The sequence below is a fragment of the Marivita sp. genome, assembly GCF_020055675.1.
In the GTDB taxonomy this organism is placed as follows: Bacteria; Pseudomonadota; Alphaproteobacteria; order Rhodobacterales; family Rhodobacteraceae; genus Marivita.
Window position 1 is genome coordinate 1 of sequence record NZ_JAIPUS010000022.1, and the last position, 20,543, is coordinate 20,543.

Consider the following 20,543-nt stretch of genomic DNA (forward strand, 5'->3'; position numbering starts at 1 on the left):
GCCATCAGACGCGCCAGCGCGGCACGGCGCCGCTCGCCCCCGGATGCGGTCTCGACGGGGCGATCCGGGTCGAATTTCAGGCCCTCGCTGGCGCGCTCGACCTTGTAGAACTCCGCAGGATCCAGCCCGTCCATGGCATAGTCGCCAAGCGCCGCATACCGGCTCAGGTCCGGGTCCTGCTCCATGTACCCGACGCTCACCCCCGGCGACGCCGTGCGCGCGCCAGAATCTGGCTCGACCAGCCCGGCCATCACCTTCAGCAAGGTTGATTTGCCCGAACCGTTGCGCCCGACAAGAGCGACACGATCACCGGGTTGCACCACGAGACTGAGATCGCGGAAGACCGGATCCCCGCCAAAGGTGAGCGAAATATCATTCAGTTGAAGAAGGGGTACAGTTGCCATGCGCAGGCGCTACGGCGCAGCCGAGGCAACGTCAAGGGTGTCTCGGCCGGTGCCGCGCCCCGCTTGCGCCAGGGCGCGCAACCGCCGTTTGCGCGACTTTGGGATGTCTTCCACGCGCAGCGCCGTGAAGACATGCAGCCTGTCCAACTGCTCGTCCACCACGACATGATCGCCAACCCAGCCGCCAAGGTTGAGATAGCCCTGCAACAGATGCGGCAGCGGCTGGGGCGCGACAGACGCCATCGGAAGCGACACAGCCTGCGCAGAACGCTTTCCGGGCCGCAGCGCCTCCGGGCCAAGATGGTGCGCGCGCAGGGTCGCGAGCACGGCATGGTGCCGGTCGAGGCTGGCCCCTGGCAGGGAGGTGCATCCGATCAACATGCGCGCGTGATGCGCATCCACGAAGGCGGCCAGCGCGGCCCAGGCAAGCCGCGCCGCCATCACATCGACGGGGCCTTCAGCCTGGCAAAATCGTCCGATTTCGACGAACGGAGCCAGATCTTCCTTCAGACCGTCCAGTTCATAGTGCTGGCCCGTATAGGTCTCGTGCAGGTCAGCAGCGCTTCGGACAAGCCGCACGCGGAACGCGTGGATCGCCGGCTGCCCCTGAATCCGGACCACGCCATGCGCGCTGAACTGATCAAACATGTCCAAATCCGGGGCACCCTGCCGGAACGCCCGAGCGCGCAAATCCAGCGCCGCTTCGCGTACAGTGGACGATCCGCAGATCACCGCCCTGTAGGCGCCAACCGACAAAGCGATTTCGGGGCTACCGGCGAGATGGGTCTCCGCCGCGTCCATTGTCGTTAACCGTCGAGGAAATCTGCGGCGTTGAACCCACCGATATTTCCGAAGAGCTTGCGGATAAAGCCGATGTCCCCGTCCCCGGAGCGCGTGATTCGCCGGGCGAGAGGTACAACCTGCCCATCTTTCAGGCCATAGCGTTCAATATTCTCTACCACACCTTCGCCGTCAAAGGTGATGGCCAGGATTTCCCGGTCGACCACTTCCGGGCGTTGCCAGGCGAAATGGCGCATCTCGCTTTCGATATAGAAAAAACCGTCATTGTTCAGTGTGCCGGACGTGGACGGCACCCCGACAAGATCTTCCACCGTGCCGCGCGTGTCGACGCCGGGGACAATCTGTTGCAATTGGTCTTCGGAGGGGACATAGCCATGCGACCGATACTGCGCGGCGCATCCCGCAAGCGACACGCATAGAAGCGTCACAAGCCCGATCCTGAGTGTCGATCTGATGCCCTGCATGGCGCCTCTCTTGCGTTGGCGTTCTCAGCCTTTTATCCCGATTACACGGCCTTTGGCCTGCGTTCAAGCAAAGGGTGCACACAAGATATGCCACAACCGGTTCTGAAGCCCGGAGAATTTCGTGTCAGCGACCTGCCGACCCGGAGAGCCACAGCCTTCGATCTTCGGCCGGACGCCGACGCCCGGGCGGCCATTGCTGCCCGGCTTGACCTGTTGGCGGTAAAAAAACTCTGTTTCGAAGGTGAGATTTCAGCCGAAGGCGCACAGGGATGGACCCTGACGGCCCGGCTGGGGGCAACCGTGGTGCAGGCGTGTGTCGTGACGTTGGCTCCCGTGACCACGCGGATCGACGAAACGGTCGAGCGCCTTTACCTCCCCGATGAGCATTTCGACGACATCGAGGCCGGGTCCGAAACCGAGATGCCAGAGGATACAGACACCGAACGGCTGGGCCAGGTGATCTCGGCCTTCGAGGCGATGGTCGAATCGCTGTCGCTGTCCCTGCCCCAATACCCGCGCGCCGAAGACGCCGAGCTTGGAGAGGCGGTATTCGCCAAGGACGGCGTGACCCCGCTGCGCGACACTGACACCAAACCCTTTGCCGGACTGGCCGATTTGCGTGACAAACTGGATAAAAAGTCCTGACCGGGGCACCAGAAAACGCTTGCGGAATTCACGATTGCCCCTATGTTCGCGCCTTCATCCGAGGTGGGGGTTGCCCCCCGGCCCGGTTTCCCCGTAAAGGGGCCGGACACATCCGAAACGCGGCATGGCGTTCATGCCAACGCATATAGACAATTGAGGTTGAGACATGGCTGTCCAACAGAACAAAGTATCCAAGTCGCGTCGCAACAACCGTCGCGCGCATGACGCCCTCGTCGCAGCAAACCCGAATGAGTGCACGAACTGCGGTGAACTCAAGCGTCCGCACCATGTGTGCCCGTCCTGCGGCCATTACGCGGATCGCGAAGTGATCGCACAGGCCGACGAAATCGACCTGGACGAAGACGCGGCATAAGCAACGATTGTGCGCACCCCTCCCGATGACCTCGTCGCAGGATCATAAAAAGGTGGGTGGGGCGCCGATTGTGCTGTCCATCGACGCGATGGGTGGCGATTTGGGGCCAGAGGCCGTTGTCTCTGGCATGGCGCGGTCTGCCAAGGCGAACCGTGACATCCGCTTCCTCGTTCATGGCCCCGAGTCCCGGCTGCAAAAGCTGATCGAACGCAAGAAGCCATTGGCCGGGCGATGCGAAATTCGCAACGCCCCCGATGTTGTGTCGATGCAGGACAAGCCCAGCCAGGTCATGCGGCAGGGTCAAGGCACGTCCATGTGGTCGGCCATAGAATCCGTGCGCGACAAACAGGCGACCGTGGCAGTGTCCTGTGGCAATACCGGCGCGCTCATGGCTTTGTCGATGATCCGCCTGCGCAAACTGCCCGGTGTGAACCGCCCTGCCATTGCGGTCCTGTGGCCGTCGCGCAATCCGCAGGGCTTCAACGTCATGCTGGATGTCGGTGCAGATGTGCGCGCTGATGCCGAGGACCTGCTGCAATACGCGCTGATGGGCGTGTCCTACGCGCGCAACGGCCTGGACCTGCAGCGCCCGCGCGTTGGACTGCTCAATGTCGGAACCGAAGAGCACAAGGGCCGGTCGGAGCTGAAGGCGGCGCATGAGTTGATCGGCAAGGCGGCGACCCGGGCACAGTTCGATTTCGTTGGCTTCGTCGAAGGCGGAGATCTTCCCGGTGAGGCGTGCGACGTCATTGTGACCGACGGATTTACCGGCAATGTCGCGTTGAAAACCGGCGAAGGCACGGCGTCGCTGATCGGTGATCGGCTGAAAGAGGCTTTTGCCTATTCGCCACTGTCCCGCCTTGCATCACTTCTGGCCCTCACCTCGCTGCGCCGTTTGAAAAAGAAGATCGACCCCCGCCGCGTCAACGGCGGTGTGTTCCTGGGGCTCAATGGCACCATTGTGAAATCGCATGGTTCGGCCGATGCGACCGGCGTTTCTGCCGCGATCAAGCTGGCCTTTCAACTGGCGCAGTCGGATTTTTCCGATCGGCTCGAGGCACGGCTTGCATCCATCACCGATATTCAGCAAGACATTGCTCCAGAACTGGACATGTCCGAGGAGAGCCCGAAATGACCACACGCGCGGTTGTCACCGGCATCGGGCATTACCTGCCGGAGCGCGTTGTCGCGAACGCGGAGTTCGAGCAATCCCTCGATACGACCGATGAATGGATTCGCTCACGCTCTGGAATCGAACGGCGGCATTTCGCGGCCGAGGGTGAAAGCACCTCCGACCTGGCCACAGAGGCCGCCAAACGCGCATTGCAGGATGCCGGGATCGTGCCGGATGATCTGGATGCGATCATCCTGGCCACCTCGACACCCGATTTCACCTTCCCGTCTGCCGCGACGATGGTGCAAGCTGCACTGGGCATGAACCACGGGTTCGCTTTCGACGTGCAGGCCGTCTGCGCGGGGTTCATCTATGCGTTGTCTACCGCCAATTCGATGCTCCTGTCCGGCCAGGCACGCCGCATCATGGTGATCGGGGCGGAAACCTTCAGCCGGATCATGGACTGGGACGACCGCGCGACATGCGTGCTTTTCGGGGATGGTGCGGGCGCGTTGATCCTGGAGGCGCAGAATGGCGCGGGCGACGTGTCCGATCAGGGCATACTTTCGGTTGATCTGAATTCCGATGGCCGGCATCGCGACATCCTCTATGTCGATGGCGGGGTCAGCACGGGCGCCACGGGTTACTTGCGCATGCAGGGCAAGGAGGTGTTCCGCCACGCGGTTGAAAAGCTGGCCAAAACGGCCAATGCGGCAATGGACGCAGCCGGCATCAGCCCGGATCAAGTAGACTGGATCGTTCCGCATCAGGCGAATATCCGGATCATCCAGGGCACGGCCAAGAAGCTCGGTCTGTCGATGGACAATGTGGTGGTGACGGTTCAGGACCATGGCAACACGTCTGCCGCGTCAATCCCGCTGGCGCTTTCGGTTGGTGTTGAACGCGGCCAGATCAAGCGCGGCGATGTCATCGTCACAGAGGCAATCGGCGGCGGCCTCGCCTGGGGCGCGGTGGTGTTGCGCTGGTAGGCTTTGCCTACCTAAATGCCCCCGTCCAAGTCATTGATATTGACTCGGAAAATCCCCCGGCCCATTCTAACGGCAATTTGGGAGTTTTGAGCGATGGGACAAAAGACACTGACACGTATGGACCTGAGCGAAGCCGTGTTTCGCGAAGTCGGCTTGTCTCGCAATGAAAGTGCGGACCTTGTTGAGGCAGTTCTGGATCACATGTCCGACGCCTTGGTCGAAGGTGAACAGGTCAAGATATCGTCGTTCGGCACGTTCTCGATCCGCGACAAGGCCGCCCGCGTTGGGCGCAATCCAAAGACCGGCGAAGAGGTTCCGATCAATCCACGCCGCGTGCTGACGTTTCGCCCCTCGCATCTGATGAAAGACCGGGTGGCCGCGGGCAACAAGGGCTGACAGCCATGAGCAAATCCGCAGACGCCTTTCGCACGATCAGCGAAGTCGCCGAATGGCTGGAGACACCAGCCCATGTTCTGCGGTTCTGGGAAAGCAAGTTCACCCAGGTCAAACCAGTCAAACGCGCGGGCGGACGTCGATATTATCGCCCCGCCGACATGCGGCTGTTGGGCGGGATCAAGAAATTGCTGCACGAAGACGGCATGACCATCAAGGGCGTGCAGAAAATCCTTCGCGAACAGGGAATAAAGCACGTTTCTTCACTCTGCACATTAGATCTCGCCGAGGAAGAAGATGCCGGTTTGATCAACGCTGAGGGCCCCGTGCCCGCGTCAGACCCCGTCGACACTGTGGTTCCCTTCGCGAAACCAAAGCTTGAACCGGACCCCGAAACGGAGGACACGCCGGAGGCTCCGGACGACATGCCTGCGGCCGCGGCGGACCACCTTCCCGACGCCCCGGCGCAGCCATTGGATGAGGCCCCAAAGGCAGCTTCCGAGGACATGCCCGATGTCACCGCAGAAGCAGAGCCGTCCGGCTCCGGGTCCGAAGATGAGGCAGACAAATCCACTGTCGAAGACGCAACGGAGCCTGCCGAACAAGGGCCTGCCGACGCAAGCGCGCCAGAGGCTGACCCCGACCATGAGGATGCAGCAACGACCGAGGATACCGCCCCCCAATACGCGGAGCCAGTGGCGGAACAGATGTTGCACGCAGCCGAACCCGAGGTCCAAACCGCAATTCCCGAAACGGAGGTGGTAGCCGAAACACCGGACGCCCCGAACGATCCGTCACTGGGCGCCCATCCTCCCGAAAAGGCCGAATCCGAATCCTTGCCAGAGCAGGAACAAGCCGGTGCAGGGCCCGCACCGGCCGACACCCCCAAGCTTCCCGGTTTCGTGCAACACTCGATACCGGATCGACACGCAAAGCAGGAAACTGGATCAGACGCGCCCGAATCCGTGGCGCCCGCCTCGCATGTGGACCCTGCTCCCGGCGTGCTTTCGCGCCTGTCCCGGATCAGCCATTTGTCTCCGGAGGCCGCGCGCCAGATCGCACCGGTATTGGACCAATTGCGCGCGCTGTCGCGCTGACCGGCCCGCGGCCCAAAGCGGAATTTCGCACTTGCGGCCTGAAGCAAAACCGTTATGACGGAGTTCAGTCGGGCTATGGCGCAGCCTGGTAGCGCGTCCGTCTGGGGGACGGAAGGTCGCAGGTTCGAGTCCTGCTAGCCCGACCAATAAATTCATCGCTACCCGTCGATCATAAGCAAAGCGCATGGGGGAAACCCCTCGCGCCTGAGGCAACGCGTTGCTATGTACGGCGAAATGCGGATGGGGGCTTGATATGACAGGTGTGTTGGCCAATCAGCAAATCAGGGAATTGGCGGAACGCGGCATCATCGCGTCTGATACGCCGTTCATTGACGGACAGATCCAACCCGCCAGCCTTGACCTGCGCCTGGGGCACGTCGCCTACCGCGTGCGGGCGTCCTTTCTTGCAGGCAAGCGGAACCGCGTCGAAGACCGGCTTGCCGATTTCGAGATGCATCGCATCTCTCTTGAGGGCGGCGCGGTGCTGGAAAAGGGCTGCGTCTATCTTGTTCCGCTGATGGAGCGGCTGCACTTGCCAGTTGGGCTGAGCGCCGTCGCCAATGCCAAGAGTTCGACCGGGCGGCTGGATCTTCTCACACGTATCATCACCGATGAGGGCACCGAGTTCGACCGCGTCGGCGCTGGTTATACCGGCCCGCTCTACGCCGAGATTTGTCCCCGATCCTTTTCGGTGCTCGTGCGTCCGGGGATGCGGCTTAATCAGATCCGGTTCCGCAACGGCCAGTCCGTTTTGGACGACGAGACGCTGACCGCGCTGCATGAGACCGACAAACTGGTGACGGGTGGACCGGCGGTCATCGGCGATGGCCTGGGCTTTTCCGTCGATCTGAAACCTGGTGACGGTGACCTGGTGGGCTATCGCGCCAAACCCCATACCGGGGTGATCGACCTGGACAAGCTGAACCACTACGCGCCTTCAGAGTTCTGGGAAGAGCTGCGGACAACCAAGGGCCGCGTGATCCTGGACCCGGATGCGTTCTATATCCTTGTCAGCCGCGAGGCGGTGCATATTCCACCCGGATATGCGGCGGAAATGGCACCGTTCCTAGCAATGGTCGGAGAGTTTCGCGTGCATTATGCCGGGTTCTTCGATCCCGGCTTTGGCCATGATGCAGCGGGCGGCGTTGGATCACGCGGCGTGCTTGAAGTCCGCTGTCACGAAGCGCCCTTCGTGCTGGAACACGGGCAAATCGTGGGACGGTTGGTGTACGAGAAAATGGATGAACCCCCAAGCCAGCTTTATGGCGCGGGGATCGCGTCGAACTACCAGGGACAGGGCCTGAAACTGTCCAAACATTTCAAGTCCGGCTGACGGCTATTGCGGCGCGTCGTTGTGCTGATCCGCCTTGGGCGGAGCCTTCTTGCGACCGCTGAGCGCACTTTTTCCCGCGTTCATCCCGGCATTGATGCCAGAGCTGACAACACGGCGCATGACGGTGCGCATCACCATGGTGATGATCGTATTGAGGTTCATATCGTCCTCCTGTGACTGCGTTCGAGACTGCTTCCGTGACGCATATAGAGAACAATTGCGACGTTTTTCAGGCATTGTGCGCGGAAATTTCAGAGCGGTCGCAAGCCCACGTCGCGCAAAAATGGGTTGCCCGGACCCGCGGGATCACAAGGCTGGATCGGGGCATCTGACTGCACATCAACGCGTCAGGCTTCAATCCTCGAACAGTTCCGACTGACCCTCCTGCGCCTCTTCGTCGGCGTCCAGATCGCCCTCTCCCACCTGTGGAGTCGTGCCGGGGGGAGGACGGTTTTCCAGCAACCCTGCCGCGCGCAGCTCCTTTAGGCCGGGAAGATCGCGTGCCGATTCCAGGCCGAAATGGTCCAGGAAATCCTGCGTCACGACAAATGTCACCGGGCGTCCGGGCGTCATGCGGCGGCGGCCAAAGCGGACCCATTCCATTTCCAGAAGCTGATCCACGGTTCCCCGGCTCACCGACACGCCGCGAATCTCTTCGATCTCGGCGCGCGTGACAGGCTGATGATACGCGATAATTGCCAATGTCTCGATCGCGGCGCGGCTGAGTTTGCGGCTCTCGACGGTTTCCTTTTGCATCAGAAAGCCAAGGTCCGGCGCCGTGCGAACGGCCCAGGCATCGCCCACCTTGACCACATTGACCCCCCTGCCTTCGTAGCGTTTGCGCAGATGAACCAGCGCTTCGGCCGCATCCGCGCCGTGGGGCATCCGGTCGTTCAGATCTTTCACCGTCACCGGCTCTGCCGTGGCGAACAGGATCGCTTCGACCATGCGTTCCTGTTCAACCATCGGGGGGGCTTCGAACAGGCTCTGCCGATCCTCACCCTGTTCGACTGGCCGGTCGCTTTGAAACTCCGTGTCGTCGGTCACTGGGCCTCCGTCCGGCGAAGCTCGATCGGGGCAAAGGCATCTGACTGGCGAATTTCAACCTTGCCTTCCTTCACCAATTCGAGCGATGCGGCAAAGGTCGAGGCCGTGGCCGACCGCCAGCGCGCCGGGTCTGCATCCCAGCCGTCCGGCATGTAGGTCGCGATATCCGTCCATGCACCGGCAAAGCCGATCAGGCCGCGCAGCCGTTCCAGCGCCTGTTCCATCGTGAACACCGCATCGCGATCCATCACGTAGGGTCGGAATTCGTCCTTTGTCCGGATCCGCGCGTAGCCCTGCATCAGGTCGAGAAGCGTCGCGGTGTAATTGACCTTGCGCACGCGCTCGACCTCCTGGGTCACGCCACGGGCAAAGAAATCGCGACCAAGCTGGTCGCGGGCCATCAGCTTGGCCGCGACGTCCCGCATGGCTTGCAGGCGTTCCAATTGAAACGCGAGATGCGCAGCGAGGTCTTCGCCTGAGGGGTCATCCTCTGCGGGATCGGGCGGCAGCAAGAGGCGGGATTTCAAAAAGGCCAGCCACGCGGCCATGACAAGGTAATCCGCCGCAAGTTCGATCCGCAGCGCCTTCGCCTTGTCGACAAAGGCAAGATATTGCCGCGCCAGTTGGAGGACAGAAACCTGACGCAGATCGACCTTTTGTGTCCGGCCAAGGCTCAACAACAGGTCGAGCGGGCCTTCAAACCCATCCACATCCACGATCAGTGCCTCAGCGGCGAGTCGATCCGCCACCGAGGAGTCGAATCCATCTGTTGCCGCGTCGTTCATGCACCGCGCCCTTGCTCAAGTTGCGCAAGCATGGCCCTGAGCGTGGCAATGTCAACATCCTCGACCTCTGGACGACTTGCGATGGCGGCGTCGGCGCGGCTCTGGCTGGCGGTGGACATGGTGCTGATCCGGTCCATCACGGCGATGCGCTCGTGCAAATCACCGTTGCAATGCAGGACCACGTCACATCCTGCCAGTATCGATGCCTCGGCGCGGTCCGGCACGGTGCCCGTCAGGGCCTGCATGGAAATATCGTCGGTCATGAGCAAACCGTGAAAGCCGATATCCTCTCGGATGCGCCGGATCATGGCGGGTGATGTCGTGGCAGGGCCGGTTTCGCCAAAGGCGGCATACACCAAATGCGCAGTCATCCCCATCGCGCAGTCGGCAAAGGGCCGAAAGGCCGCGAAATCCGTGGAGTCGAGCACATCGCCATCTGCATCTATGCGTGGAAGCTCAAGATGGCTATCCATCTGCGCAAGACCATGGCCGGGGATGTGTTTGATGACCGGGAAAACACCGCCGGACACATGGCCCTCGACCACGGCGCGGCCGATCTTCACCACCGCATCGACGTCCGATCCGTAGCACCTGTTGCGCAGGAAGCTGTGGGTTTGGGGCCGCGCGATATCGAGCATCGGGGCACAATTGGCGTCGATGCCCAGAGATCGCAGTTCCCTTGCAATGATGTGATAGCGCAGGCGCATGCCTTGGATCGCGTCTTGGCCGAGCTTTTCGACATGATCGAAAGGCGGCAGCCAGTCGGTCGCCAGCGGCGCGCGCAGACGTTGCACGCGCCCCCCTTCCTGATCAATGAGGACCGGCGCGTTGCGGCCCACGGTCTGCCGCAGATCGGCTGTCAGGGCGCGGATCTGATCGGAGTCAACCAGATTGCGATCGAACAGGATGAAACCGAACGGGTTGGCCTCGGCGAAAAACGCCCGTTCGTCTGCTGACAGGCACGGGCCGTCACAGCCAAAGATGGCCGCACCGAACGGCGGGTGTGTCACCGGCTGACCACAGGGATGCAATCCGCGCCTTCGGCCACGATGGCGGCACAGAAACGGCGCGAGTCGCTGAGATCGCTGAAGCCATGCGCCCGCAGGCGGTAAAACACCCGCCCGCCCGAACTGGCCTGTTCAATGACACGGTCCTTGCCGGACAGGTAGTCGACAAACCGCGATTCAAGTTTGGCCCATTGCTCGCGCGCCACGTCGGGGCTGTCATAGGCGCCGAATTGCACGAGCCGTGTGCCGGTCGGGATTTCGTCGGGGTCCATATCAGAGACCTGCGCCGTGCCTGATGACGAGACGGTTTGAACCGGTGTGGAAAGCGATGCGAGTTGGAGGTTCGAAGGCCGCTTTGCCGGACGCAGGGAGCGCGCGACACCGGGAACCGAGGCAGGGATGATGTTTGCCGCACGATTGGACGGTTGATCCTCTTGGGCGCCATTGAACACCCCGGTGTCGGGGGCCGCGTCAAGCGCCGCCAAGGGCGCTGCGTCCGCGGCGATCTGGTTGGCAAGCGCCGCGATCGGATCATCGTCGTCCCCGGAGCCGTCCGACGCGGTTGGCTGCGCGGCAGCAGCCGTGTCATGGGTCTCGTTCAGGGAAACGCGTGCGAAATCTTCAGCCCCGTTCGGATCACGGGTGTCTTGCGCCGGTTCGCGCTGAGCCACCACCTGGTCCTCTTCTGTCACGTCAAGCGGTTGTGGCGCGAGAACGATCTTATCCGGCGGCGGGGCGGAGGTGCCGGTGCCGGCGATGTTGTTGACCGCCAGCCCCTCGTGGCGCGCGATCTTGCCTCCGGGGTTGTCAGGGGCGACCCGCATCGGGCCTTCCAGCGCCTGCACGACCGGGACGCCGGAAACATCCCGCACGATGAGCCGATATCCCCAAACCGCGACACCTATAATCAACGCCAGCGACATGGCCGCGCCCAGCCAGTTGGCTGCCGTGGCCAAATTGCCTGACGTACTTTCCCCGCGTACGGAGTCCGTCATATGCATGTCTGCCATGTCTGCCTCTTTGTCCGGCGGTCATTGCCACCGGTGGTTTCTTGCCGTTGCCTCAGCCAGTCACGACGCTTTTGTCAGCGCATTTCTTCGACCGGTGTGACGCCCAAGATACCAAGGCCTGCGGAAATAACAACAGAGACGGCCCGCGCGAGGGCGATTTTCGCCTGTGAGACCGTGGTGTTGCCTTCCTGCAAAAAGCGAAGGTCAGGCACATCATTGCCCTTGTTGTAAAGTGCGTGCAGGTCGGAGGCCAATTCGTAGAGGTAGAACGCGACACGGTGCGGTTCGTTGGTGCGCGCCGCGATCTCTACCAGGCGCGGCCAGGCCGCCAGTTTCCGTGCCACGGCCAGTTCGCTGTCATGGGTCATGCCGGACAGGTCGATGTCGGCCAGCGTGGCATCGGACACGTCGATCCCGGCTTCTGCGGCCTTGCGCAAAACGGAATGCACCCGAGCATTGGCATATTGCACGTAGAACACCGGGTTGTCCTTGGATTGTTCCAGCACCTTGTCAAAATCGAAATCCAGCGGCGCGTCGTTCTTGCGCGTGAGCATGACGAAACGCGTCACGTCCGGGCCCACCTGGTCCACAACGTCGCGCAGCGTGACAAAGGTTCCAGCCCGCTTGGACATCTTGAACGGCTCGCCGTTCTTGTAGAGCCTCACAAGTTGCGTCAGCTTGATGTCGAGCGGGGTCCGGCCCTCGGACAGCGCGCTTACGGCGGCTTTCATGCGTTTGACATATCCGCCATGATCGGCACCGAACACATCGATCAACAGGTCGTACCCGCGCTGCACCTTGTCGAAGTGATAGGCGATATCGGGCGCGAAATAGGTCCAGCTTTGATCCGATTTCATGATCGGCCGGTCCACGTCGTCGCCGTGTTCGGTGGACTTGAACAGGGTCTGTATGCGCGGCTCCCAATCCTCCGGCGTCTTGCCTTTGGGCGGCTCCAGGGTGCCGCGATAGATCAGGCCCTTGGCATCCAGATCCTGGATGGCCGTTTCGATCAGGCCTGTCCCGTAAAGAGACTTTTCGCTGAAGAACTTGTCCATCTCCACGCCAAGAGCACCAAGATCGGCCTTGATCAGCATCATCATGGCGTCGGTGGAAAAGTCCCGCACGTCTTCCAGCCAGACCGCCTCGGGTTGGCCGATATAGGCATCGCCGACCTTGTCCTTGAGCGCCTCGCCCACTTCGATCAGGTATTCGCCGGGATAGGTTCCGTCCTCGAAGGCGACGTCCTGCCCGTGCGCTTCCAGGTACCGAAGATAGACCGACCGTGCCAACACATCGACCTGTGCGCCGCCGTCGTTGATGTAGTATTCGCGCGTGACATCATACCCCGCGTAATCCAGCAGGGACGCCAGAGCATCTCCAAAGACCGCGCCGCGCGTGTGGCCAACGTGCAGCGGACCGGTGGGATTGGCCGAGACATATTCGACGTTGACCTTTTGCCCCTGCCCGACGCCGGATTTGCCGTAGGTACCGCCCGAGGACAGGATAACCTGTGGCAAACGCTGCCAGACAGAATTGGTCAGGCGCAAATTCAGGAATCCCGGTCCGGCCACTTCCGCCGAGGCGACACGCGGATCGCCCGTCAGCCGGGTGGCAAGCGCCTGAGCGATATCGCGCGGTTTTTGGCCTGCGGGTTTGGCCAGCACCATCGCGGCATTGGTCGCCATATCGCCATGCAGCGGGTCGCGCGGCGGTTCCACCGTGACGTTGGCGAAATCAAGACCACCCGGCAGCACGCCATCGGCCACCATCGCGGTCAGGCTGTCGATCACGAGCGCCCGGATATCGGAAAAGAGGTTCATGTCACACGTCCTTTGTTCGGCATGTCCTCTACCACCTTGGCGGGTGGCGTCAAATGTTCGGACGCTCAGGCTTGCCCGTCGGCCGGGGCGCGATGCTCTTTCATCGGCAGCATGGCAATCAGCCGCGTGTCCTTGGCCTCCTTGGGTGCGTCCTCGGGGCCAAGAATGCGCAGGGTGCCGCGCGGGCCGATATCGGCAACGGGAATGCCCTCGGGATTGGTGTCATACCAGTCTTGCAGCGTGAACTCCTCGGACAAGGAGGTCGATCGGAATTCCCACCCGTCCCACATGCGGCGCTGCACCTCCCAATATGTTTCGCCGGCCCCGACAGGTCGGCCGCCCAGCTTGGGGGGCAGCGCGTAGCGCGACGACTCGGACGTGTCGCGATTGAGCTGGTAGACGTTTTCGCGACCAAATTCCGGCGCCAGGTCCGTCGCGACAAGCGTGTTGTAAGAATCGTTGTCCGTCGCCGCGATCACGGTCTCATATGCCATGAGATCCAGGCGGTGCTCGGCACCCTCGGACAGGATATCGCCGGTGTAAATCCGCAATCCCGCATCGCGGGCGTCCCGCAGATGGCTGCGGTTGGGATCCGAGATCATCACCGGAAGCTCCAGTTCGTCCAGCACGCGGCCAAGCTCGACCGACCAGCGGCTGCCGCCAACGATCAAGACACCGGGCGTCGTTGCCGCCGTCAGGCCAAGCATCCGCGCGACCGGTTTGAGCGTGAACCCGTGCAGGACCACCGTGCCCGCGACCAGCGCGAACGCCAGCGATGAGATCTGCGCCGCATCCTCGATCCCCGCCTGCACGAGACGATCCCCGAAAAGCCCCGCAACAGCGACAAGAACCACGCCGCGTGGACCGGTAAAGGCCACCAGGAGACGTTCGGCCCATGGCACGTTCGAAAAGGCCAGCGAGGTCAGAACCGTCAACGGGCGGGCGATCAGGATCACCGCGACCACCGTTGCCAGGGTCTGCCAGTTCATGCTCAGCAGCGTCTCTCGGGTCATGTTGGCGGCCAGCAGGATGAACACGCCGGACACCAGCAGGATCGTCGCGTGTTCCTTGAAGCGGTGCATTTCCGAATAGCTTGGCAGATGCGCGTTGGCGATCCAGACACCCATGATCGTCACCGCCAGCAGCCCGCTTTCGTGCAGCAACGCGTCCGACGCCGCGAAGACGATCAGAACACTCACGAAGAGCGCCGGCACTTTCATGTATTCGGGCACCCAGCCCCGCGCAAAGGACGTTGCGATGCCCCACCCTGCGACAACACCGACGATCGTCGCTACGACGATGCCGACAGAGACGGTCCAGATCACTTCCTCCACGGTGGTGGCGGTCTGCCAGACCAGAACCACTTCGAAGGCAAGAACGGCAGCCAATGCCCCGGCCGGATCGTTCACAATGGCTTCCCACTGCAAAAGCGCGGCCGGGCGCCGTTTCAGCCGCGCCTGCCGCAGCAATGGCGCAATCACGGTCGGGCCGGTGACGATCATGATACCGCCAAACACCGAAGACGTGGCCCAACTCAGCCCGCCGACATAGTGCAACACCGACGCTGACAGCAGCCAGCCCACCGGCGCCCCGACAAGGACCAGCCGTTTCACACCCACCGCGGCATCGGTCAGCGATTTGAAATTGAGCGTCAGCCCCCCTTCGAACAGGATGATCGCCACCGCGATGGCGACGATCGGCTGTAGCAAATCCCCCATCGCCGCAGAGGGATCAAGAATCCCGAAAACCGGCCCCACCAGCAGGCCTGCCACCAGCATCAGCACGATGGCAGGCAGGTTCAGCCGCCATGCGATCCATTGGGCCCCCACACCCAACACGCCCACCAGCGCGAAGGCCGTAACCGGATCAAGTCCCGTTCCTGTCGACGTCGCCATTGCCGCCTCCTTTACTCGTTACTGTCACGCCCGCGATGCGATCACGTCCGACCCTGTCAGCCGTGCATGTTCCTGCAAGGCAAACCGGTCAGTCATCCCGGCGATATAATCTGCAACGATGCGTGCAAGCTGCGTGTCGGACGACCGCACCTCGGCCACATCCTTGCGCCACTGCTTGGGCAGAAGCGACGGGTCCGACATGAAAAGCGGGAATAGATCGTTGATGACCTGTGTCACCTTCGCCCGCATCTCGACCACATCCGGCGCACGGTACATGCGGTAAAACAGGAACGTGCGGATTTGCTTCAGCTCGGACCACAGGCCGGGCGAAAACTGCACCATCATGCGGCCGGCGTTGCGAATCTCCGCCGGGCTGTCCGGCGCGAGGTCGCTGATGTTCGCCCGCGTGACGGCCATGACGTCCTGCACGAGTATGCCGAAAAACCGGCGCAACGCCTCGTGACGGCGGCGGTAGTAATTCAGCCCTGGATGTTTGCGATCCACTTCGGAAAAACAATCGCTTACAATGGGAAGCTCGGCCAGTTCATCGGTTGAAAACAACTCGGCCCGCAGCCCGTCATGCAGATCGTGGTGGTTATAGGCGATGTCGTCCGACAAGGCTGCAACCTGTGCCTCTGCACTGGCATGGGTGTGCAACTCCAGATCATGTGCCGCGTTGTAATCCGCCAGCGCATAGGGGATTGGCGCGCCGACCGGACCATTGTGTTTCGCAATACCTTCCAAGGTCTCCCAGGTCAGGTTCAACCCGTCGAAATCGGCATAATGCCGCTCAAGCGATGTCACGATGCGGATCGCCTGGGCATTGTGGTCGAACCCGCCATAGGGCTGCATCAGCGCGTTCAGCGCTTCCTCGCCCGTATGACCGAACGGCGTGTGACCAAGATCATGGGCAAGCGCCACCGCCTCGGTCAACTCCAGGTCAAGACCCAGCACCTTGGCGATGGTCCGTGCCACCTGCCCGACCTCGATCGAATGGGTCAGGCGGGTGCGAAAATAATCGCCCTCATGTTCGATGAAGACCTGTGTTTTGTGTTTCAGTCTGCGGAATGCAGACGCATGGATGATGCGGTCGCGGTCGCGCTGAAAGCACGAGCGAAATTCGCTTTCCTCTTCGGAGTATCGTCTGCCGCGCGATTTGCCCGGCTCACACGCATACTGGGCCGTCATTGCAGCACCGCCTGTTCTTGTTCCCTGTCCCGTCTCCCCCTATATTGGGAACAGGACACAAGTTAAAGCAAACCCGAGGGCAAGATGCAGCTTCCACCAAAAGTGACTGACCGGGCGTTCGAGCGTTTGTCGGAAATCGGCGCCAGCACCGAAGGCAAGGCCCTGCGGGTGGCTGTCGAAGGCGGCGGATGTTCCGGGTTCCAGTACGAGATCAAGCTCGATGAGCCGGATGACGACGATCTGGTTCTTGAAAACAACGGCGAACGCGTTGTCGTGGATTCGGTGTCGTTGCCGTTTCTGGCCGATGCGGTGATCGACTTTTCAGAGGAATTGATCGGCGCGCGGTTCGTGATCCAGAATCCCAATGCCACATCCTCTTGCGGCTGCGGCACCAGTTTCTCGATGTAGGGTCGCCGCCCGTCAGTGGACGTGGGCCGCAGGCGCGGCGCGGGCGAAACCGTGGAAAAACGCTTCGAAATGGCGCGAGGATGTCTCGGCTTGGTCCAGCACCGTCATCGCTTCAGGTGACAGCGCATCCTCCATGTGAAGGCGCATCGTCATCCAGTCGCCGCTGCGTGCCGTATCGAGATCGAACATTGCCTGTGACATCTCGCGCATGGGCATGGCCCGCGCCGGGCTGCGATCAAACCGCATCCGGTCATTGACGAAACCCTTGGCAAACGCGGTGTCGCCGGTCACCGCCTGGTGCCAGTTGCAGACGAGGAATTCATGGTAATCGTCCTGCACGCCGACATCGGCCCCATCGGTGACTGAAAACACCGCCGTTTCGCGTTTGAGCCATTCGGTCCAGAGCACCGGTGGCGTTTCGCCGGCATATCTCATCGAGATACAGATCTCAGAGAGCAGATCGGCATTCTGTTCGATAAACGCCAGGAGCCCGGCAAAATGCAGACTGCGCTTGGCGTCCGCGTCCAGTTCCGGGTCGCGACGTCCATAGTCGCTCAGGTAAAAAACCAGGTGTGTCAGCTCATACGCGGCCTTCTTGTTGGGCAGCGTAAAGGTCTCTGACCGCGCCATGAAGCGCCGGGCGCGAACGTCGAGCGCCGCATCGGTCGCCTTGGACGCACTCCCGCGCCGCGCCATCATCCGGCGGGCTTCCATCCGTTGAAGATCGGACAATTCGGCGCCAGCAAGATCCTGGTCGCGCGCCCATTGAACGAGCTTCTCTCCTTCGCTCCCCGGCATGCCGAGGTCCTCAAGATCGAGCGCCATTGACAGGAAGAAACGGTAATATTGGGGAAAGAAGCGCAGCCGCTTCTCGACGCTTTCGTAAAACGGCGCGTAGGTTTCCAGCGCCGCCTCGCCAGGAGCGATGCCTGTGCATTCAAGGATGTTCAGGATTTCGGCGTTTTCCTTGAGCCAGAACACATCATCGCCGTAGCGGCGGTGTTCGGCAAAGCAGCTCAGAAGCGCGCCGAGGCGCGCCTCTTGGGGATTGATCCGGGACGGGCGGGTGAGTTGAATGACATTTGTCACGATCCAGGCCTCCTTGGCGATCAAAGGACAGGGTTTTTCTGTCCCGGTTCAACGTGATGCGGGCGCGCCCAAGTCGTCGGGCGCGCCGCCCTCTTCCGGTGCAGTTTATGCTCTGCGGGGTGTGGAGGCCGACATGATCGCCTCCACGGCGTCACCGGTATTGGCGGCAGACGTTGTCGGCGTGCTGGCAGACATGATCGCCTCGACAGCGTCGCCGTTGCGGGCGTCCGAGGTTGTCGGCGTTGAGGCGGACATGATGGCTTCCACCGCGTCACCGTTGCGTGTGTCGGAGGTCATGCGGGTGGAGGCAGACATGATCGCCTCGACAGCGTCACCGTTGCGGGCGTCCGAGGTTGTCGGCGTTGAGGCGGACATGATGGCTTCCACCGCGTCGCCGTTGCGTGTGTCGGAGGTCATGCGGGTGGAAGCAGACATGATCGCCTCGACAGCGTCACCTGTCATTGTGTCCGACCGGGTGGGCGTTGAGGCCGACATGATGGCCTCTACGTCGTCACCACAGAAAATATTGCCTGAACCTGCGGTATTGTTCTGATCTTCAACGAAGTTTTCGGTAATCTGGAATTTACGAACTGCGGTCATGGTGGCCTCCTGTTGGCGGGTTGAACACGTCGAACGCTGGCACGCAAAGGTTGTTTTGAAAATACAAATTATCGCTTAAGATGTGTAAAGCAGAGTTATCCACATGAAGAGTCGCCCATAGATTGTTTCTACTGGCGACTTCCTGGAGTTATCAACAGATCCGAAATTTCTGGGGATAACTTTTCGCACAACCTATCCGAGACCGGTGCGCCGGGGATTCACGGGCAATGGGGTCCATCCCTTGTCGCGAATCCCCACCCTGCGATTCGACGCGATCGCCACTTGTCAGTAGGCCCTCTTCTTGGGATAGAGGCCGCGACCCGGGAGGCCGCACATGAAAATCGCCACATTCAACATCAACGGGATCAAGGCACGCCTGCCTGCCTTGCTCGATTGGCTGCGCGATAGCGCGCCGGACGTGGCGCTGTTGCAGGAAATCAAGTCAATGGACGACGCCTTTCCGTGCGAGGCGATCGAGGATTTGGGCTATGCCGTGGAAACGCACGGGCAAAAGGGTTTCAACGGTGTTGCGATCCTGTCCAAAGTCCCTCTGGAGGACGTGACCCGCGGTCTTCCCGGCGATGAGGGTGACGAACAGGCCCGCTGGATCGAGGCGACAGTGATCGGCGACAGCCAGGCCGTTCGTCTCTGCGGGCTGTACCTTCCCAACGGCAACCCGGCCCCTGGCGCGAAATATGAGTACAAACTGGCCTGGATGGACCGCATGGAGGCGCGTGCGCGCGATCTTCTCGATGCCGAACTGCCCGCGCTGATGGCGGGGGATTACAACGTGATTCCGCAGGCCGAGGATGCGGCGAAGCCGGAGGCGTGGAAAGACGATGCGCTTTTCCTGCCCCCAACCCGCGCCGCGTTCCGGCGCATCGTCAATCTCGGCTTTACCGAGGCCTTCCGCGCCCGGACACATGGCGGCGGACATTATTCATTCTGGGACTATCAGGCCGGGGCCTGGCAGCGGAACAACGGGATCCGTATCGACCATTTCCTGCTCAGCCCCCAATGTGCCGATATGCTGACGGATTGCTGGATCGAAAGCGCCGTGCGCGGCGGCGAAAAACCCTCCGATCACGTTCCGGTTTGGGTCACGCTCGATACCTGAGCGTTCAACGGCTTGCGCACGGCTGACCTGAGTCATACATCTTGGATAGCGTCCACAACCGGAGAATAGCGCAATGGCCATACAAGCGCAGGAAATCGAAGACCTGATCCGCAGCGAATTCCCCGATGCACAGATCACGATCACCGATCTGGCCGGAGACGGGAACCATTACGCCGCCGAAGTGATCGATCAGAGCTTCAAGGGCAAGAACCGCGTCCAACAGCAGCGCGCGGTGTATGCCGCGCTCAAGGGCAAGATGGACGGATCGCAGGGTGAATTGCACGCATTGGCGCTGACCACGAAAGCGCCCGACTGATGCCGACACGCGCCTGGAACATCCTGATGATCCTGCTGATCGGGCCGTTTGCGATTTTCGCCTGGAAAGCGCCCCGTCCCCACCAAGCCGACGCAGCCGGACACGCATGATGGACTTTATCGCGAACACATGGCCATTCTTTGCCGCGATCGGCCTTGTGGCAGTGATCACGGTCGGCGCAACCATGCCCTATATCCGCAAAGACAGGAAACGCCGCGAACAGATGGAGCAAGACAATGACTGACGCGAAACAGAAGATCGAAGAAACCGTCAAAGCCAACGATGTTGTGCTGTATATGAAGGGCGACAAGGCAATGCCTCAATGCGGCTTTTCCAGCCGGGTTGCGGGGGTGCTGAATTACATGGCCATCGACTTCAAGGATGTGAACGTCCTAGAAGACGAGAACATCCGCCAGGGCATCAAGGACTATTCCGACTGGCCGACAATCCCGCAACTTTACGTCAAAGGCGAATTCGTCGGCGGCTGCGACATCATTACGGAAATGACCCTCTCGGGCGAGCTTGACCAACTTTTTGCGGAAAATGGCGTAGCCTACGACAAGGAAGCAGCCGAGAAAATCCGACAGGCCAACGCCTGAGCCGGAATGTTCCAACGGTCAACCAGAAACGGCGCCATATTTCAGGGCG

25 protein-coding genes and 1 tRNA gene are annotated in these 20,543 nt (G+C 61.5%); 13 read left to right on the forward strand and 13 right to left on the reverse strand.

All coding sequences use genetic code 11. The features are described 5' to 3' along the window. The 3 genes from LCF59_RS13240 to LCF59_RS13250 form a co-directional block, all read right to left on the reverse strand. A partial coding sequence (locus LCF59_RS13240; protein WP_292288088.1) for an ATP-binding cassette domain-containing protein occupies window positions 1–404 on the reverse strand: 404 nt, incomplete at its 3' end. A 9-nt stretch (window positions 405–413) separates the two neighbouring features. Beyond that, the gene (locus LCF59_RS13245; RefSeq protein ID WP_292288089.1) at window positions 414–1,205 is read right to left on the reverse strand and encodes a GNAT family N-acyltransferase; all 792 of its coding nucleotides are present in this window, start codon (window positions 1,203–1,205) and stop codon (window positions 414–416) included. 5 nt (window positions 1,206–1,210) lie between these two features. Continuing rightward, window positions 1,211–1,669, reverse strand: coding sequence for an outer membrane protein assembly factor BamE (locus LCF59_RS13250; RefSeq protein ID WP_292288090.1), 459 nt, complete (start codon window positions 1,667–1,669; stop codon window positions 1,211–1,213). An 87-nt stretch (window positions 1,670–1,756) separates the two neighbouring features. On the opposite strand from LCF59_RS13250, the gene LCF59_RS13255 reads away from it, so the two are divergent. From LCF59_RS13255 to LCF59_RS13290, 8 genes are all read left to right on the forward strand, one after another. Continuing rightward, a complete protein-coding gene (locus tag LCF59_RS13255; RefSeq protein WP_292288091.1) occupies window positions 1,757–2,314 on the forward strand; it encodes a DUF177 domain-containing protein in 558 nt (185 codons plus the stop codon). Window positions 2,315–2,480: 166 nt separating this feature from the next. Continuing rightward, window positions 2,481–2,687 carry a 50S ribosomal protein L32 gene (rpmF, locus tag LCF59_RS13260; protein WP_247080054.1) on the forward strand — a complete coding sequence of 69 codons (207 nt, stop codon included), beginning with the start codon at window positions 2,481–2,483 and terminating at the stop codon, window positions 2,685–2,687. 25 nt (window positions 2,688–2,712) lie between these two features. Next, window positions 2,713–3,822, forward strand: a complete 1,110-nt coding sequence (gene plsX / locus LCF59_RS13265) for a phosphate acyltransferase PlsX (RefSeq protein WP_292288092.1) — start codon at window positions 2,713–2,715, stop codon at window positions 3,820–3,822. Continuing rightward, window positions 3,819–4,790 (forward strand): beta-ketoacyl-ACP synthase III, encoded by a 972-nt coding sequence (locus LCF59_RS13270; protein ID WP_292288093.1) that lies wholly within the window; start codon window positions 3,819–3,821, stop codon window positions 4,788–4,790. Before plsX ends, LCF59_RS13270 begins: the two co-directional genes overlap by 4 nt. Window positions 4,791–4,883: 93 nt before the next feature. Then, window positions 4,884–5,186: an integration host factor subunit alpha gene (gene ihfA, locus LCF59_RS13275; protein ID WP_292288094.1), complete on the forward strand. Its 303-nt coding sequence runs from the start codon at window positions 4,884–4,886 to the stop codon at window positions 5,184–5,186. Between the two features lie 5 nt (window positions 5,187–5,191). Then, window positions 5,192–6,280 (forward strand): MerR family transcriptional regulator, encoded by a 1,089-nt coding sequence (locus LCF59_RS13280; protein WP_292288095.1) that lies wholly within the window; start codon window positions 5,192–5,194, stop codon window positions 6,278–6,280. Window positions 6,281–6,349: 69 nt separating this feature from the next. Next, window positions 6,350–6,426, forward strand: a tRNA-Pro gene (locus LCF59_RS13285). Window positions 6,427–6,533: 107 nt separating this feature from the next. Further along, window positions 6,534–7,613, forward strand: coding sequence for a 2'-deoxycytidine 5'-triphosphate deaminase (locus LCF59_RS13290; protein ID WP_292288096.1), 1,080 nt, complete (start codon window positions 6,534–6,536; stop codon window positions 7,611–7,613). Window positions 7,614–7,616: 3 nt separating this feature from the next. Here LCF59_RS13290 and LCF59_RS13295 read toward each other — a convergent pair whose 3' ends face one another. From LCF59_RS13295 to LCF59_RS13330, 8 genes are all read right to left on the reverse strand, one after another. Next, window positions 7,617–7,775: a hypothetical protein gene (locus LCF59_RS13295; RefSeq protein WP_292288097.1), complete on the reverse strand. Its 159-nt coding sequence runs from the start codon at window positions 7,773–7,775 to the stop codon at window positions 7,617–7,619. Between the two features lie 192 nt (window positions 7,776–7,967). Beyond that, complete coding sequence (scpB, locus tag LCF59_RS13300; protein WP_292288143.1) at window positions 7,968–8,579, reverse strand: SMC-Scp complex subunit ScpB; 612 nt, start codon at window positions 8,577–8,579, stop codon at window positions 7,968–7,970. Between the two features lie 77 nt (window positions 8,580–8,656). Continuing rightward, a complete protein-coding gene (locus LCF59_RS13305) occupies window positions 8,657–9,445 on the reverse strand; it encodes a ScpA family protein (RefSeq protein WP_292288098.1) in 789 nt (262 codons plus the stop codon). After that, window positions 9,442–10,455: a glycoside hydrolase family 3 N-terminal domain-containing protein gene (locus LCF59_RS13310; protein WP_292288099.1), complete on the reverse strand. Its 1,014-nt coding sequence runs from the start codon at window positions 10,453–10,455 to the stop codon at window positions 9,442–9,444. Before LCF59_RS13310 ends, LCF59_RS13305 begins: the two co-directional genes overlap by 4 nt. After that, window positions 10,452–11,462 carry an SPOR domain-containing protein gene (locus LCF59_RS13315; protein WP_292288100.1) on the reverse strand — a complete coding sequence of 337 codons (1,011 nt, stop codon included), beginning with the start codon at window positions 11,460–11,462 and terminating at the stop codon, window positions 10,452–10,454. Before LCF59_RS13315 ends, LCF59_RS13310 begins: the two co-directional genes overlap by 4 nt. 74 nt (window positions 11,463–11,536) lie before the next feature. After that, window positions 11,537–13,282: an arginine--tRNA ligase gene (gene argS / locus LCF59_RS13320; protein ID WP_292288101.1), complete on the reverse strand. Its 1,746-nt coding sequence runs from the start codon at window positions 13,280–13,282 to the stop codon at window positions 11,537–11,539. Window positions 13,283–13,347: 65 nt separating this feature from the next. Beyond that, window positions 13,348–15,177 (reverse strand): sodium:proton antiporter, encoded by a 1,830-nt coding sequence (locus LCF59_RS13325; protein WP_292288102.1) that lies wholly within the window; start codon window positions 15,175–15,177, stop codon window positions 13,348–13,350. A gap of 24 nt (window positions 15,178–15,201) precedes the next feature. Further along, window positions 15,202–16,365 carry a deoxyguanosinetriphosphate triphosphohydrolase gene (locus LCF59_RS13330; protein ID WP_292288103.1) on the reverse strand — a complete coding sequence of 388 codons (1,164 nt, stop codon included), beginning with the start codon at window positions 16,363–16,365 and terminating at the stop codon, window positions 15,202–15,204. An 84-nt stretch (window positions 16,366–16,449) separates the two neighbouring features. Here LCF59_RS13330 and LCF59_RS13335 point away from each other — a divergent pair, with 84 nt between their 5' ends. Further along, window positions 16,450–16,773 carry an iron-sulfur cluster assembly accessory protein gene (locus LCF59_RS13335; RefSeq protein WP_292288104.1) on the forward strand — a complete coding sequence of 108 codons (324 nt, stop codon included), beginning with the start codon at window positions 16,450–16,452 and terminating at the stop codon, window positions 16,771–16,773. Window positions 16,774–16,785: 12 nt separating this feature from the next. Here the strand turns inward: LCF59_RS13335 and LCF59_RS13340 are convergent, their stop codons facing one another. Further along, window positions 16,786–17,862 (reverse strand): hypothetical protein, encoded by a 1,077-nt coding sequence (locus tag LCF59_RS13340; RefSeq protein WP_292288105.1) that lies wholly within the window; start codon window positions 17,860–17,862, stop codon window positions 16,786–16,788. Between the two features lie 105 nt (window positions 17,863–17,967). Continuing rightward, window positions 17,968–18,462, reverse strand: coding sequence for a DUF6749 domain-containing protein (locus LCF59_RS13345; RefSeq protein WP_292288106.1), 495 nt, complete (start codon window positions 18,460–18,462; stop codon window positions 17,968–17,970). Window positions 18,463–18,796: 334 nt separating this feature from the next. Between LCF59_RS13345 and xth the strand changes: the two genes are divergently transcribed. The 4 genes from xth (at window position 18,797) to grxD (ending at window position 20,494) form a co-directional block, all read left to right on the forward strand. Next, a complete protein-coding gene (gene xth, locus LCF59_RS13350) occupies window positions 18,797–19,579 on the forward strand; it encodes an exodeoxyribonuclease III (protein WP_292288107.1) in 783 nt (260 codons plus the stop codon). A gap of 73 nt (window positions 19,580–19,652) precedes the next feature. Further along, window positions 19,653–19,895, forward strand: coding sequence for a BolA family transcriptional regulator (locus tag LCF59_RS13355; protein ID WP_292288108.1), 243 nt, complete (start codon window positions 19,653–19,655; stop codon window positions 19,893–19,895). 106 nt (window positions 19,896–20,001) lie between these two features. Further along, window positions 20,002–20,139: a hypothetical protein gene (locus LCF59_RS13360; RefSeq protein ID WP_292288109.1), complete on the forward strand. Its 138-nt coding sequence runs from the start codon at window positions 20,002–20,004 to the stop codon at window positions 20,137–20,139. Further along, on the forward strand, window positions 20,132–20,494 hold the full coding sequence (gene grxD, locus LCF59_RS13365) for a Grx4 family monothiol glutaredoxin (RefSeq protein ID WP_292288110.1): 363 nt from the start codon (window positions 20,132–20,134) through the stop codon (window positions 20,492–20,494). Before LCF59_RS13360 ends, grxD begins: the two co-directional genes overlap by 8 nt. Window positions 20,495–20,543: the final 49 nt, after the last annotated feature.

Excerpts from the sequence above, each read along its gene's own strand:
- LCF59_RS13245 (WP_292288089.1), bottom strand. The coding sequence starts at position 1,205 with ATGGACGCGGCGGAGACCCATCTCGCCGGTAGCCCCGAAATCGCTTTG.
- LCF59_RS13250 (WP_292288090.1), bottom strand. The coding sequence starts at position 1,669 with ATGCAGGGCATCAGATCGACACTCAGGATCGGGCTTGTGACGCTTCTA.
- LCF59_RS13255 (WP_292288091.1), top strand. The coding sequence starts at position 1,757 with ATGCCACAACCGGTTCTGAAGCCCGGAGAATTTCGTGTCAGCGACCTG.
- rpmF (WP_247080054.1), top strand. The coding sequence starts at position 2,481 with ATGGCTGTCCAACAGAACAAAGTATCCAAGTCGCGTCGCAACAACCGT.
- plsX (WP_292288092.1), top strand. The coding sequence starts at position 2,713 with ATGACCTCGTCGCAGGATCATAAAAAGGTGGGTGGGGCGCCGATTGTG.
- LCF59_RS13270 (WP_292288093.1), top strand. The coding sequence starts at position 3,819 with ATGACCACACGCGCGGTTGTCACCGGCATCGGGCATTACCTGCCGGAG.
- ihfA (WP_292288094.1), top strand. The coding sequence starts at position 4,884 with ATGGGACAAAAGACACTGACACGTATGGACCTGAGCGAAGCCGTGTTT.
- LCF59_RS13280 (WP_292288095.1), top strand. The coding sequence starts at position 5,192 with ATGAGCAAATCCGCAGACGCCTTTCGCACGATCAGCGAAGTCGCCGAA.
- LCF59_RS13290 (WP_292288096.1), top strand. The coding sequence starts at position 6,534 with ATGACAGGTGTGTTGGCCAATCAGCAAATCAGGGAATTGGCGGAACGC.
- LCF59_RS13295 (WP_292288097.1), bottom strand. The coding sequence starts at position 7,775 with ATGAACCTCAATACGATCATCACCATGGTGATGCGCACCGTCATGCGC.
- scpB (WP_292288143.1), bottom strand. The coding sequence starts at position 8,579 with ATGGTTGAACAGGAACGCATGGTCGAAGCGATCCTGTTCGCCACGGCA.
- LCF59_RS13305 (WP_292288098.1), bottom strand. The coding sequence starts at position 9,445 with ATGAACGACGCGGCAACAGATGGATTCGACTCCTCGGTGGCGGATCGA.
- LCF59_RS13315 (WP_292288100.1), bottom strand. The coding sequence starts at position 11,462 with ATGGCAGACATGCATATGACGGACTCCGTACGCGGGGAAAGTACGTCA.
- argS (WP_292288101.1), bottom strand. The coding sequence starts at position 13,282 with ATGAACCTCTTTTCCGATATCCGGGCGCTCGTGATCGACAGCCTGACC.
- LCF59_RS13325 (WP_292288102.1), bottom strand. The coding sequence starts at position 15,177 with ATGGCGACGTCGACAGGAACGGGACTTGATCCGGTTACGGCCTTCGCG.
- LCF59_RS13330 (WP_292288103.1), bottom strand. The coding sequence starts at position 16,365 with ATGACGGCCCAGTATGCGTGTGAGCCGGGCAAATCGCGCGGCAGACGA.
- LCF59_RS13335 (WP_292288104.1), top strand. The coding sequence starts at position 16,450 with ATGCAGCTTCCACCAAAAGTGACTGACCGGGCGTTCGAGCGTTTGTCG.
- LCF59_RS13345 (WP_292288106.1), bottom strand. The coding sequence starts at position 18,462 with ATGACCGCAGTTCGTAAATTCCAGATTACCGAAAACTTCGTTGAAGAT.
- xth (WP_292288107.1), top strand. The coding sequence starts at position 18,797 with ATGAAAATCGCCACATTCAACATCAACGGGATCAAGGCACGCCTGCCT.
- LCF59_RS13355 (WP_292288108.1), top strand. The coding sequence starts at position 19,653 with ATGGCCATACAAGCGCAGGAAATCGAAGACCTGATCCGCAGCGAATTC.
- LCF59_RS13360 (WP_292288109.1), top strand. The coding sequence starts at position 20,002 with ATGATGGACTTTATCGCGAACACATGGCCATTCTTTGCCGCGATCGGC.
- grxD (WP_292288110.1), top strand. The coding sequence starts at position 20,132 with ATGACTGACGCGAAACAGAAGATCGAAGAAACCGTCAAAGCCAACGAT.